The organism is Pseudomonas sp. GW823-FHT03E05, from assembly GCF_058796855.1.
Genome location: NZ_JBXAJB010000003.1, coordinates 350953 through 363631, shown reverse-complemented (window position 1 = coordinate 363631; position 12679 = coordinate 350953). Strand labels below are relative to the sequence as shown.

Annotated in this window: 12 protein-coding genes; 10 read left to right on the top strand and 2 right to left on the bottom strand. The window is 61.6% G+C overall.

Translation table 11 applies throughout. The annotated features are described in order from the left end of the window. Window positions 1-136: 136 nt before the first annotated feature. From argA to coaA, 10 genes are all read left to right on the top strand, one after another. On the top strand, window positions 137-1435 hold the full coding sequence (argA, locus tag AC1RCO_RS14645; RefSeq protein WP_011064114.1) for an amino-acid N-acetyltransferase: 1299 nt from the start codon (window positions 137-139) through the stop codon (window positions 1433-1435). 501 nt (window positions 1436-1936) lie between these two features. Further along, entirely contained in the window at window positions 1937-3334 is a 1398-nt protein-coding gene (locus tag AC1RCO_RS14640) for an OprD family porin (RefSeq protein ID WP_065365060.1), read from the top strand. A 272-nt stretch (window positions 3335-3606) separates the two neighbouring features. Beyond that, on the top strand, window positions 3607-4245 hold the full coding sequence (locus AC1RCO_RS14635) for a peroxiredoxin (RefSeq protein ID WP_011064112.1): 639 nt from the start codon (window positions 3607-3609) through the stop codon (window positions 4243-4245). A gap of 310 nt (window positions 4246-4555) precedes the next feature. Beyond that, entirely contained in the window at window positions 4556-5149 is a 594-nt protein-coding gene (gene ssuE / locus AC1RCO_RS14630) for an NADPH-dependent FMN reductase (protein ID WP_011064111.1), read from the top strand. An 89-nt stretch (window positions 5150-5238) separates the two neighbouring features. Next, window positions 5239-6204: a sulfonate ABC transporter substrate-binding protein gene (locus tag AC1RCO_RS14625; protein WP_011064110.1), complete on the top strand. Its 966-nt coding sequence runs from the start codon at window positions 5239-5241 to the stop codon at window positions 6202-6204. 24 nt (window positions 6205-6228) lie between these two features. Next, the gene (ssuD, locus tag AC1RCO_RS14620) at window positions 6229-7377 is read left to right on the top strand and encodes an FMNH2-dependent alkanesulfonate monooxygenase (RefSeq protein WP_015637415.1); all 1149 of its coding nucleotides are present in this window, start codon (window positions 6229-6231) and stop codon (window positions 7375-7377) included. Between the two features lie 9 nt (window positions 7378-7386). After that, window positions 7387-8175 carry an aliphatic sulfonate ABC transporter permease SsuC gene (gene ssuC / locus AC1RCO_RS14615; protein WP_011064108.1) on the top strand — a complete coding sequence of 263 codons (789 nt, stop codon included), beginning with the start codon at window positions 7387-7389 and terminating at the stop codon, window positions 8173-8175. After that, window positions 8172-8978: an aliphatic sulfonates ABC transporter ATP-binding protein gene (gene ssuB / locus AC1RCO_RS14610; RefSeq protein ID WP_011064107.1), complete on the top strand. Its 807-nt coding sequence runs from the start codon at window positions 8172-8174 to the stop codon at window positions 8976-8978. Before ssuC ends, ssuB begins: the two co-directional genes overlap by 4 nt. Before the next feature lie 34 nt (window positions 8979-9012). Further along, on the top strand, window positions 9013-9228 hold the full coding sequence (locus tag AC1RCO_RS14605; protein WP_011064106.1) for a TOBE domain-containing protein: 216 nt from the start codon (window positions 9013-9015) through the stop codon (window positions 9226-9228). Window positions 9229-9345: 117 nt separating this feature from the next. Continuing rightward, window positions 9346-10263 carry a type I pantothenate kinase gene (coaA, locus tag AC1RCO_RS14600; RefSeq protein ID WP_342402043.1) on the top strand — a complete coding sequence of 306 codons (918 nt, stop codon included), beginning with the start codon at window positions 9346-9348 and terminating at the stop codon, window positions 10261-10263. A gap of 8 nt (window positions 10264-10271) precedes the next feature. Here coaA and AC1RCO_RS14595 read toward each other — a convergent pair whose 3' ends face one another. Continuing rightward, a complete protein-coding gene (locus AC1RCO_RS14595; RefSeq protein ID WP_262213691.1) occupies window positions 10272-10910 on the bottom strand; it encodes a TetR/AcrR family transcriptional regulator in 639 nt (212 codons plus the stop codon). A gap of 140 nt (window positions 10911-11050) precedes the next feature. Further along, on the bottom strand, window positions 11051-12427 hold the full coding sequence (locus AC1RCO_RS14590) for a glutamine synthetase family protein (RefSeq protein ID WP_011064103.1): 1377 nt from the start codon (window positions 12425-12427) through the stop codon (window positions 11051-11053). Window positions 12428-12679 lie beyond the last annotated feature (252 nt).

Below are 12679 nucleotides of genomic sequence, written 5' to 3'. Positions count from 1 at the left end.
ATTGCCGGTGGCCTTGTCCGTACCCATGAGGAGAGTAAGCGTGTTGCCAAGCCTGTTCCGACGATAACCATCAGCCCGCTGTGAGTTTTCCGTTTCGTCCTTTCATAGGCTGCTTTTTATTTACAGGCTCAGGTTCATGCCCGAATACGTCAATTGGCTTCGCCACGCGTCTCCCTATATCAATGCCCACCGCGACTGCACCTTCGTGGTCATGCTGCCCGGCGACGGCGTTGAACACCCCAACTTCGGCAATATCGTCCACGACCTGGTGCTGCTCCACAGCCTGGGGGTGCGCCTGGTGCTGGTGCACGGCTCGCGCCCACAGATCGAAGCCCGCCTGGCGGCCCGTGGCCTGACGCCCCATTACCATCACGGCCTTAGGATCACCGACGCGGCAACCCTGGAGTGCGTGATCGATGCCGTGGGCCAGTTGCGCATCGCTATCGAGGCGCGCCTGTCCATGGACATGGCCTCTTCACCGATGCAGGGCTCGCGGTTGCGGGTGGCCAGCGGCAACCTGGTGACTGCCCGTCCGATCGGCGTGCTGGAAGGCGTCGACTATCACCACACCGGCGAAGTGCGCCGGGTCGATCGCAAGGGCATCAATCGCCTGCTGGACGAGCGCTCCATCGTCCTGCTCTCGCCCCTGGGGTATTCCCCCACCGGGGAAACCTTCAACTTGGCCTGCGAAGACGTGGCCACTCGCGCCGCCATCGACCTTGGGGCCGACAAACTACTGCTGTTCGGCGCCGACCCGGGCCTGCTGGATGAAAACGGCAAGCTGGTGCGCGAATTGCGCCCGCAACAGGTGCCGGCGCATTTGCAGCGCCTGGGGGGCAACTATCAGGCCGAGCTGCTGGATGCCGCCGCCGAGGCGTGCCGCGGCGGAGTCGGACGCAGCCATATCGTCAGCTATGCCGAGGACGGCGCCTTGCTGACCGAACTCTTCACCCGCGACGGCGGCGGCACCCTGGTGGCCCAGGAACAGTTCGAGCGGGTGCGCGAGGCGGCGATCGAGGACGTGGGCGGCTTGCTGGAGCTGATCAGCCCGCTGGAAGAGCAGGGCATCCTGGTGCGGCGTTCCCGCGAGGTGCTGGAGCGCGAGATCGAGCAGTTCAGTGTGGTGGAGCGCGAGGGCATGATCATCGCCTGCGCGGCCCTCTACCAGATTGCCGATTCCGATGCCGGTGAGCTGGCGTGCCTGGCGGTGAACCCCGAGTACCGCCATGGCAAGCGTGGCGACGAGCTGCTGGAAAGGATCGAGACCCGCGCTCGGGCCCAGGGCTTGAAGACGCTGTTCGTCCTCACCACTCGTACCGCTCACTGGTTCCGCGAGCGTGGTTTCGTGCCCAGCAGTGTCGAGCGCCTGCCATCGGCCCGGGCCTCGCTGTACAACTACCAGCGCAATTCGAAGATCTTCGAAAAAGCCCTCTGAACCCGCCTCTTTGCGCAACTGGCCGCCACGGCCCGATCAATTGATCGAACCGTGGCGGCCAGTTGCACATGTCAGAAAAATTTCATTTCGATACAAAAACTGTAACAAATTGACGGGAGGATAGGCTCTTAGCCATGATTGCGTCGCTTTTTTGATCCTGAATGACGTTTTGCGCTTGTACACGCAGGGGATCTTGGGGGCTGAGTCAGGGGAATATTTTTCAGAAATAAGCTTGCGAGCGTCTACGCTGCGATTCGCCGTTTGATAATGGCGAGCTTTATTTCTAAAAGGTATGAAAAAGAATTAAACAATTCTTTTTGGGTTTATGAGTAATTCATTACCCTGCATGGACCAAATCACTGCGATTAGACCATGGTCGTAGACACAGGTCGTTACGATTGACTTATCAGTCACGGTCTGGCGCTAATCGCGCATCTGTGGCACCCGGGCGTTCGATCCGGGGCCAGGAACCACAAGAATTAGAAACGAGAGGAGCGATACATGAACAAGTCCACCTTGGCCCTGGCTGTGGCCGTAGGGGTTTTGGCGCAGCAGGCAGGCGCCGCCGGTTTTGTCGAAGACAGCAAAGCTACCTTGGGGCTGCGTAACTTCTACATCAATACCGACAACCGCGACGGCGATACCAAAGCCGCGAAGGCTCAGAGCAAGCAGGAAGAATGGGGCCAAGGCTTCATCTTCAACTTCACCTCTGGCTACACCGAAGGCACCGTAGGTTTTGGCCTGGATGCAATCGGCCTGCTGGGCGTGCGCCTGGATTCCGGTGGCGGCACCAACGGCGCGACCACCACTTCTTCCGGTGGCACTGTTTTCCCGACTCACTCCTCCAGCGGCAAGAACGCTCAAGCGGTGAACGATTATTCCAGCCTGGGTCTGACCGGCAAGGTCAAGGTTTCCCAGACCGAGCTGAAAATCGGCACCCTGATGCCTAACAACCCGGTGATCAAGTACAACGACGGTCGTCTGCTGCCACAAACCTTCCAGGGTGGCCAGATCACTTCGAACGAGATCAAGGACCTGACCCTGACTGCCGGTCAGATCGAGCACGCCAAAGGCCGTAACTCGAGCAACAACGAAGGTCTGTCCATTGCTGGCGCCAACGCCGGCTCCAACTATGATGCCGGCAAGTTCAGCAACAAGTTCTACTACGGTGGTGCTGACTACAAGATCACCAAGGATCTGACCGCTTCGTACTACTACGGCGAGCTGAAGGACTTCTACTCGCAGAACTTCCTGGGCCTGGTGCACAACTGGTCCATCGGTCCTGGCGTACTGAAAAGTGACCTGCGCTACTACCGCAGCCGTGACAACGGCTCCAACGGCGACACCGCGGCCTACTACACCACCGGCTACTACCCGGACAAAGGCCTGTCGGCGATCACCAAAGGCAAGGTCGACAACAACCTGTACAGCTACCTGGCCCTGTACTCGGTTGAAGGCCACACCTTCGGTGGCGGCTACCAGTACAGCAACGGTGACAGCGATTTCCCTTGGTTGAACCAGGGTGACGGCTCGTCCAACAGCACCATCACCGACATGCAGATCCAGAAGTTCGCCCGTGCCGGCGAGCGTACCTGGCAGGCTCGCTACGCCTATGACTTCGCCAAGGTCGGCCTGCCTGGCCTTACCGCCGGTATCATCTACCTGCGTGGCAACAACATCGACACAGCCGGTAAGGTTGGCGCTGCACAGAAAACCACTCTGGGCACTGGTGGCACCGAGTGGGAACGCGACCTGACCCTGTCCTACGTGGTTCCGCAAGGCCCACTGAAGAACCTGGGTCTGACCTGGAAAAACGCCATGTGGCGTAACGACATTCCGGGCCAGCGCGACCAGGACGAAAACCGCCTGATCGTCAGCTACTCGATCCCGCTGAAGTAATTGCGGTTGAAGCCTCGCCCGGCGCAATGCCGGGCGAGGTGTTGTTTCAAGTCAGGCCCACCCCCGTGAGCCCTTCCTGAATCCCCCTCTTTTTACAGCTACTCAAGGCCTTCTCGAACCTTGTTGAGAAGGGTGGTCTTCGCTCGTCCGCGAGTCCAGTGAAGAGATTTTTAATATTCAATTCAGTTATTAATAAATCGATATATATTCTTTTTAAATAGTCTCCCGTGCAGGCAGAGTAGCTTCATCACGCACTCACAGGAGCAGCACCCATGAGCCTCAGACTGGGCGACATCGCCCCCGACTTCGAACAGGATTCCAGTGCCGGCAAGATTCGTTTCCACGAGTGGCTGGGCGATAGCTGGGGCGTGCTGTTTTCCCACCCGGCGGACTTCACGCCGGTGTGCACCACCGAGTTGGGCTTTACCGCCAAGCTCAAGGACGAATTCGCTCAGCGCGGGGTGAAGGCCATTGCCCTGTCGGTGGACCCGGTGGACTCCCATCACAAGTGGATCGAAGACATCAACGAGACCCAGAACACCCGGGTCAACTTCCCGATCCTGGCGGATGCCGATCGCAAGGTCTCGGACCTCTATGACCTGATCCACCCCAATGCCAACGACACCCTGACCGTACGCTCGCTGTTCGTCATCGACCCGAACAAGAAGATTCGCCTGACCATCACCTACCCGGCCAGTACCGGGCGCAACTTCCATGAAATCCTGCGGGTAATCGATTCGCTGCAACTCACCGACAACTACAAGGTGGCCACCCCGGCCAACTGGCAGGACGGTGACGAAGTGGTGATCGTGCCTTCGCTCAAGGACGAGGAAGAGATCAAGCGTCGCTTTCCAAAGGGCTATCGCGCAGTGAAGCCCTATCTGCGCCTGACGCCGCAACCCAACCGCTGATACACCAACCGCCGTAGGAGCTCGCTTGCCGACAAAGGCGGTCGTGAGGCCGGCGCAAGTTTCGCGGACCCTTTCGCGGGCAAGCCCGCTCCTACGGAGCACGCAGGAGCAACAGATCCATAAAGCAGGGGTTTAAGGCCGTTCCGACGGCCTATTTTTTTGCCTGCGGAAAATACTTCCTTATATATTATTAAGGAATAAACAAATGAATAAATAAGATTTATAGATATAAAAATAGGCTGTTAAGGTCTCTCCAATTCGGCGAGATCGCATCCCGCGAATCGCTTTCTTCGTTCAAGGAATTCTCTGCATGCTGGTGGTCTCTCTCGGTGGCAGTCCCAGCCAACGCTCCCGTTCCGGGGTGCTGCTGGAGTTGGCCAAGCGCTGGTTACAGCAGCAAGGCGTGGAAGTGGTCAGCTACCAGGTACGGGACTTCCCGGCCGAGGATCTGCTCCACGCGCGCTTCGACAGCCCCAAGGTCATCGACCTGCTGCAACAGATCGAACAGGCCGATGGCCTGCTGATTGCGACGCCGGTGTACAAAGCGTCGTTTTCCGGGGCCCTGAAAACCCTGCTCGACCTGCTGCCCGAGCGGGCCCTGAGCCACAAGGTGGTGCTGCCCATGGCTACCGGCGGCAGCATTGCCCACATGCTGGCGGTGGATTACGCATTGAAGCCGGTGCTTTCGGCCCTCAAGGCCCAGGAGATGCTCCAGGGCATCTTTGCCGAGGACAGCCAGATCGCCTACGGCGAGGGCAGCGCCCAGCCGCAATTGGCCGAGGCCCTGGAGCAACGCTTGAAAGAAGCGCTCGAGCAGTTCCACAGCGCCATGGCCCGTCGCCCCAAGCCGCTGGATCCGCATCTGCTCAATGAACGCCTGTTGAGTGCTCGCTGGAGCATTTGAGCCTCACCCCCGATTGAAATACTCGCCTTACTCGCCCGCCAACGGGCAAGCAGGTGCAGCCACAACCCCACAGCAAAAAGGAGAGCGCCATGCGCCCTGTCATTTTGCGTCGCGGTCTGGTCGCTCTGTTTGCTGCGGCTGTGTCCTTCGGCGCCATTGTTCAAGCTCAGGCCGAGACCTTGCGGATCGGTTATCAGAAGTACGGCACCCTGGTGCTGCTCAAGGCCAAGGGTTCCCTGGAGAAGCGCCTGGCGCAGCAGGGCGTCGAGGTGCAGTGGACTGAATTTCCCGGAGGCCCACAGTTGCTGGAGGGCCTCAATGTCGGGTCCATCGACTTCGGCGTGACCGGCGAGACCCCGCCAGTCTTTGCCCAGGCCGCCGGTGCCGACCTGCTGTATGTGGCCTACGAGCCGCCGGCCCCCCATAGCGAAGCGATCCTGGTGCCCAAGGGTTCGCCGATCCAGTCGGTGCAGGACCTCAAGGGCAAGAAGGTGGTGCTGAACAAGGGCTCCAACGTCCATTACCTGCTGGTCCGCGCTCTGGAAGACGCCGGCCTGAAATACAGTGATATCCAGACCGTGTTCCTGCCGCCGGCTGATGCCCGCGCCGCATTCGAGCGGGGCAGCGTCGATGCCTGGGCCATCTGGGACCCTTACCAGGCAGCCGCCGAGCAGCAGCTACAGGCTCGTACCCTGCGTGACGGCTCGGGCATCGTCGACAACCACCAGTTCTACCTGGCCACCAAACCCTACGCGCAACAGCATCCCGAGGTGATTACCGCCCTGGTGGAAGAAGTACGGGCGGTGGGCGAGTGGTCCAAGGGCAATCCGCAGGAGGTCACCCAACAGGTGGCACCGCTTTTGGGCCTGCCGGCCGACATCACCCTCACTTCGGTTAAGCGCCAGGGCTATGGCGCGGGCTTCCTGACCCCGGAAGTGATCGCCGCGCAGCAGAAAATCGCCGACAGCTTCTACCAGCTCAAGCTGATTCCCAAGCCGTTGAGCATCAAAGACGTGATCTGGACGCCCACCGCCGCCGTGGCCAAAGCGCCGTAATTCGACCCCTTAGGAGACAACTCCATGAGCCTCAATATCTTCTGGTTCCTGCCTACCCACGGCGACGGCCATTACCTTGGCACCGCCGAAGGCGCTCGCGCCGTCGATCATGCTTACCTGCAGCAGATCGCCCAGGCTGCCGATCGCCTGGGGTTCGGCGGCGTGCTGATCCCCACCGGACGCTCCTGCGAGGACTCCTGGCTGGTGGCGGCGTCGCTGATCCCGGTGACCCAGCGTCTGAAGTTCCTCGTGGCCTTGCGCCCGGGGATCATCTCCCCGACGGTAGCGGCGCGCCAGGCAGCGACCCTGGACCGGTTGTCCGGCGGCCGGGCGCTGTTCAACCTGGTGACCGGGGGGGATCCGGACGAACTGGCCGGCGACGGCCTGTTCCTCGACCATGAGGAGCGCTACCAGGCTTCGGTGGAGTTCACCCGTATCTGGCGCCGGGTGCTGGAAGGTGAAACCGTGGACTACGACGGCCAGCACATCAGCGTGAAGGGCGCCAAGCTGCTCTATCCGCCGCTGCAGCAACCCCGTCCGCCGCTGTACTTTGGTGGCTCCTCGGAAGCTGCCCAGGACCTGGCCGCCGAGCAGGTGGAGATGGTCCTGACCTGGGGCGAGCCGCCGGCCGCGGTGGCCGAGAAGATCCAACAGGTGCGGGACAAGGCCGCCAAACTCGGGCGCACCGTACGCTTCGGCATCCGCCTGCATGTGATTGTGCGGGAAACCAACGCCGAGGCCTGGCAGGCTGCCGAGCGGCTGATTTCCCATCTGGACGACGACACCATCGCCCGGGCCCAGGCGTCCCTGGCGCGCTTCGATTCCGTAGGCCAGCAGCGCATGGCCGCCTTGCATGGCGGCCGCCGCGACCAGTTGGAAGTCAGCCCCAACCTCTGGGCCGGGGTCGGCCTTGTGCGCGGCGGTGCCGGTACGGCCCTGGTGGGCGACGGCCCGACCGTGGCGGCCCGCATGCAGGAGTATGCGGACCTGGGCATCGACACCTTCATCTTCTCCGGCTATCCGCACCTGGAAGAGGCCTACCGGGTGGCCGAACTGCTGTTCCCGCACCTGGACATCGAACGTCCCAAGCTGCCTGAGGCGGCGGGTTACGTCAGCCCGTTCGGGGAGATGGTCGCCAACGACATCATTCCCAAAGCCGTGTCCCAGAGCTGAGGTGCGGCCATGAACGGACAACGCATAGTGCAGCGTCTGGCGCCCTGGGGCTTGCCGCTGCTGTTGTTGGCGGTGTGGCAACTGTCGGTGTCGGCGGGCTGGCTGTCGACCCGCATCCTGCCGGCCCCCAGCGCGGTGATCGAGGCTGGGGTCAGTCTGGTACGCAGTGGCGATATCTGGACCCACCTGGCCATCAGCGGCTGGCGCGCCGGCCTGGGTTTTGTCATTGGTGGCGGCATCGGCCTGGCGCTGGGCTTTATCACCGGCCTGTCGAAATGGGGTGAGCGGCTGCTGGACAGCTCGGTACAGATGATCCGCAACGTGCCGCACCTGGCGCTGATTCCCCTGGTGATCCTGTGGTTCGGCATCGATGAGTCGGCGAAGATTTTCCTGGTGGCCCTGGGCACGCTGTTCCCGATCTACCTCAACACCTACCACGGCATCCGCAACGTCGACCCGGCATTGGTGGAGATGGCGCGCAGCTACGGCCTGTCCGGCTTCGCCCTGTTCCGCCAGGTGATCCTGCCCGGCGCCCTGCCTTCGATCCTGGTGGGGGTGCGCTTTGCCCTGGGCTTCATGTGGCTGACCCTGATCGTCGCCGAAACCATTTCCGCCAGCTCCGGCATCGGCTACCTGGCAATGAACGCCCGGGAGTTCCTGCAGACCGACGTGGTGGTGCTGGCGATCGTTCTGTACGCGGTGCTCGGCAAGCTGGCGGACCTGGCCGCGCGTGGCCTGGAGCGGGTCTGGCTGCGCTGGCATCCGGCCTACCAGGTCGCCAAAGGCGGTGCCCAATGACGGCTCAACAACCTCCGCGGCTGCTGCAGGGCATTCCCCTGGCGGTGCGCAAACTGCAAAAGACCTTCGGCTCGCGGCAGGTGCTGCGGGAAATCGACCTGCACATTCCCGCCGGCCAGTTCGTGGCGGTGGTGGGGCGCAGCGGCTGCGGCAAAAGTACCTTGCTGCGCCTGCTGGCCGGTCTCGACCAGCCAAGTGCTGGCGAACTGTTGGCCGGTTCCGCGCCCTTGAGCGCTGCCATTGAAGACACCCGGTTGATGTTCCAGGAGGCGCGCCTGCTGCCCTGGAAAAAGGTCATCGATAACGTCGGGCTCGGGCTCAAGGGCAACTGGCGCCCCCAAGCCCTGCAGGCTCTGGAAGCCGTGGGCCTGGCGGATCGCGCCCAGGAATGGCCGGCGGCCCTGTCCGGTGGGCAGAAGCAGCGCGTGGCCCTGGCCCGTGCCCTGATCCACCAGCCGCGGCTGTTGCTGCTGGACGAGCCGCTGGGGGCGCTGGATGCCCTGACGCGGATCGAGATGCAGCAGTTGATCGAACGCCTGTGGCAGCAGCATGGCTTCACCGTGCTGCTGGTCACCCACGATGTCAGCGAAGCGGTGGCGATCGCCGATCGGGTGATCCTGATCGAAGACGGCGAGGTCGGTCTCGACCTGCACGTCGAGCTGCCCCGCCCGCGGGTACGGGGTTCCCATCGCCTGGCGGCGCTGGAGACCGAAGTCCTCAACCGCGTGCTGTCATTGCCCGGCTCGCCGCCGGAACCGGAACCCGTTTCACCCTTGCCCACGCAACTGCGCTGGGCACTTTAAAACAGCCGCTCATTTCGACCCCAGGAGAAACACCATGACCATCAAGGCCATCAACGTACGCAACCAGTTCAAGGGCACCATCAAGGAAATCGTCGAAGGCGACGTGCTGTCGGAAATCGACGTGCAGACCGCTTCCGGCATTGTCACTTCGGTGATCACCACCCGCTCGGTGAAAGAGCTGGAGCTGTCGATTGGCAGCGAAGTGATCGCCTTTGTGAAGTCCACCGAGGTATCGATCGCCAAGTTGTGAACGGCGCCCGATCACGGCCCCGAACGGTGCGAGCCCTTCGGGGCTTTTTCATGGGCGCTGTAAATACCGGTCAGATTTGATACTTTCCCTGCTTTCGGCAAGACCTGAACAGTAAACATGACAACAGAGCAGGGTCCAAATGTGGGGTATCTGGAGTTCGATCGCGACCATTGGGCCGCTCTGCGGGCCGGTGAGCCGATGAGTCTTGCGCCATCCGAGATGGAGACGCTGACCAGTCCGACCCAGCCCATGGCGTCCGAAGAAGTGCGGCAGATCCTCCTGCCGCTGTCGCGCCTGCTGCATTTGCATGCGGCGCAGGTGCAATCGCTGAAGGTGCCGCAGACAGGTTTCAAGGCCCCCTACGTGATCGGTGTTTCCGGCAGCGTGGCGGTGGGCAAGAGCAGTTTTGCCCGGGTCCTGGCGGCGCTGCTGGCCTATTGGCCGGGCAAGCCCAATGTGCACCTGGTGACCACGGATTCGTTCCTGTTCCCGCTGGCCACCCTGCAGGAAAAAAACATCCTGCACCGCAAGGGCTTTCCAGAGTCCTATGACAAGCCGCTGTTCTTGGATTTTCTCCAGGCGGTGTGCCGCCGGGGCGAAGCGGCGCGGATTCCCATCTATTCCCATGTGCGCTACGACATCCTGGCCGATGAGGCGCAGTCGGTGGAGGCGCCGGACATCATCATCCTGGAAGGCTTGAATGTGTTGCAGGGTGAGCAGGGCGAGGGCCTGAACGCCCTGGATTTCATCGACTTCTCGATCTATGTCGACGCTCCCGAAGCGACCATCAAGACCTGGTACCTGGAGCGGTTCGTCTACCTGAAGAACACTGCCTTCCAGTCGGGGGATTCCTACTTCAACAAGTACAAGGGCCTGTCCGATTCCGAGGCGCTGTCAGTGGCCTCCGATACCTGGGACCGGGTCAACCTGAAGAACCTGGTTGAAAACATCCTGCCGACTCGGGAGCGAGCCAACCTGATCATCCACAAGTCGGCGGACCACAGCATCGACCGGTTGCTGCTGCGTCACGCCTGAACCGGCGTTCAGGGCGGGGTGGGGCGCTTGGCCAGGTAGGGCGGCAGGTACAGGCCCAGGTAGGCATCGAAGACGCGCATGCCTTCCTCGGCCATGCGTGTGGTGATCTGCCCGTGCTGCTGCACGGAGCGGGCATACACCCGATCTCCCAGCTCCATGGCCAGGGCGAACACGTCGACATCGACGGGTAGCGTCGGCAACTCGAAATGATGATCGAACAGCTTGTGCATCAGGTCCCCCAGCTCGATGTCGTGCTGGCGGTCGGCCTGGGTGACTTCGGTCAGGCCGTGCTGGGCGAGGATCAGTTGGCGGGCCGCCGCGTCCTCGCCGTAGATGTCGAGCATGCGTTGCTCCACCAGGCGTGACAGGTCGCGCCAGTTGCTGAGCCGCTCATGGTCGATAGGTTCCAGCAGGCAGGCGCGGAACGCCGCGTGGACATCGGCGGTAAGGGCTTCCAGCAGGGCCGGGACGCTGGCGAAGAAGTGATAGACCGAGGATGGCGGGATCTGCGCCTTGTCGGCCACGCTGTAGATCGACAGGCTGGCCACGCCCTCGGCCGCCAGCAGGGTCCGTGCGGCGTCGAGTATGGAGTCGATCCGGGCCTGGCTGCGTGCACGGGGTTTGCGAAGCGGGGCGGTGCGCGTCATCAGTCTCTCCTACAGGGCAGCGGGCATTGTACGCGAGTGGGCCGTTGTCCCTGTAGCCGCAGCCTGGGCGCATCCGAATCACGGGCATAAAAAAACGCCGCCGGGATAAACCCGGCGGCGTTCTTCAATGCAGCTGGCGCTTACACGGTGTGCAGGTACCAGTTGTACTCGAGGTCGGAGATGGAGTGTTCGAACTCCTCCAGCTCACTTTCCTTACAGGCGACGAAGATATCGATGTATTTCGGATCGATGTACTTGGCCATGACTTCGCTGTCGTCCAACTCGCGCAGGGCATCACGCAGGTTGTTCGGCAGGCTCTGCTCGTTCTGCTCGTAGGAGTTGCCTTCGGTAGGCGCCCCCGGCTCGATCTTGTTGGTCAGGCCGTGGTGCACGCCCGCCAGGACCGAAGCCATCAGCAGATAGGGGTTGGCGTCGGCGCCGGCGACCCGGTGTTCGATGCGCACTGCATCGGCCGAGCCGGTGGGGACGCGAATGGCCACGGTACGGTTGTCCAGGCCCCAGCTCGGCGAGTTCGGCACATAGAACTGCGCGCCGAAACGGCGATAGGAGTTGACGTTCGGGCAGAGGAAGGCCATCTGCGCCGGTAGGGTCTCGAGCACACCGCCGATCGCGTGACGCAGTGCGGCGTTCTGCTCGGGATCCTCGCTGGCGAAGATGTTCTTGCCATCTTTGTCCAGAACCGAAATGTGAACGTGCAGACCGTTGCCCGCCTGGCCCGGGTAAGGCTTGGCCATGAAGGTGGTGTCCATCTCATGGTCGTAGGCGATGTTCTTGATCAGGCGCTTGAGCAGGACCGCGTAGTCGCAGGCCTTGATCGGGTCGGCCACGTGGTGCAGGTTGACTTCGAATTGTGCCGGGGCACTTTCCTTGACGATGGCGTCGGCCGGGATGCCTTGTTCCTTGGCACCTTCCAGGATGTCCTGGAGGCAGTCGACGTATTCGTCGAGGTCGTCGATCAGATAGACCTGGGTGGAGTGCGGGCGCTTGCCGGAAATCGGCGAGCGTGGTGGTTGTGGCCGGCCGTTCACGTTCTCCTGGTCGATCAGGTAGAACTCCAGCTCGAAAGCGGCGCAGATGGTCAGGCCCAGTTCGTCGAACTTGGTCACCACCTGGCGCAGGACTTCCCGTGGATCGGCAAAGAAGGGGTCGCCTTCGAGTTCGTGCATGGTCATCAGCAATTGCGCGGTAGGGCGCTTCTGCCAGGGCTCGTTGCACAGGGTATCGGGGATTGGATAGCAGATCCGGTCGGCGTCGCCGATGTCCAGACCCAGGCCGGTGCTTTCCACCGTAGAGCCATTGATATCCAGGGCAAACAGGGAGGCCGGCAGGTTGATGCCTTTCTCGTAAACCTTGTGGAGGCTGGTGCGTTCGATGCGCTTGCCGCGCACCACACCATTCATATCCGCAATCAGAAGGTCAACGTACAGAACCTCAGGATGTTCCTTAAGGAACGCGTTCGCTTCGTTGAGCTGAACGGCACGCGGGGGTACCGACATGATGCAACACCTTTGTTGTTAAAAATATCAATCATTGATCTTTTCTGGTTTCAGTCAACCCGAACGGCATGCCGAAGTCAAGTAAGGCCTTTTATGCCCTAATAAAGGGCTGGCAAGGCTCTTTTGGGGCAAAACAGGGCGTTTTTTGGGGCTCGGCCGCCTTGGGTACCGCAGGCTTGAGCGGGCCGTGTTGTATTTTTTACGGGGGTGTTGTGTAAAAAAATGAACAAGGCTAAGCTCGAATCAAACCCA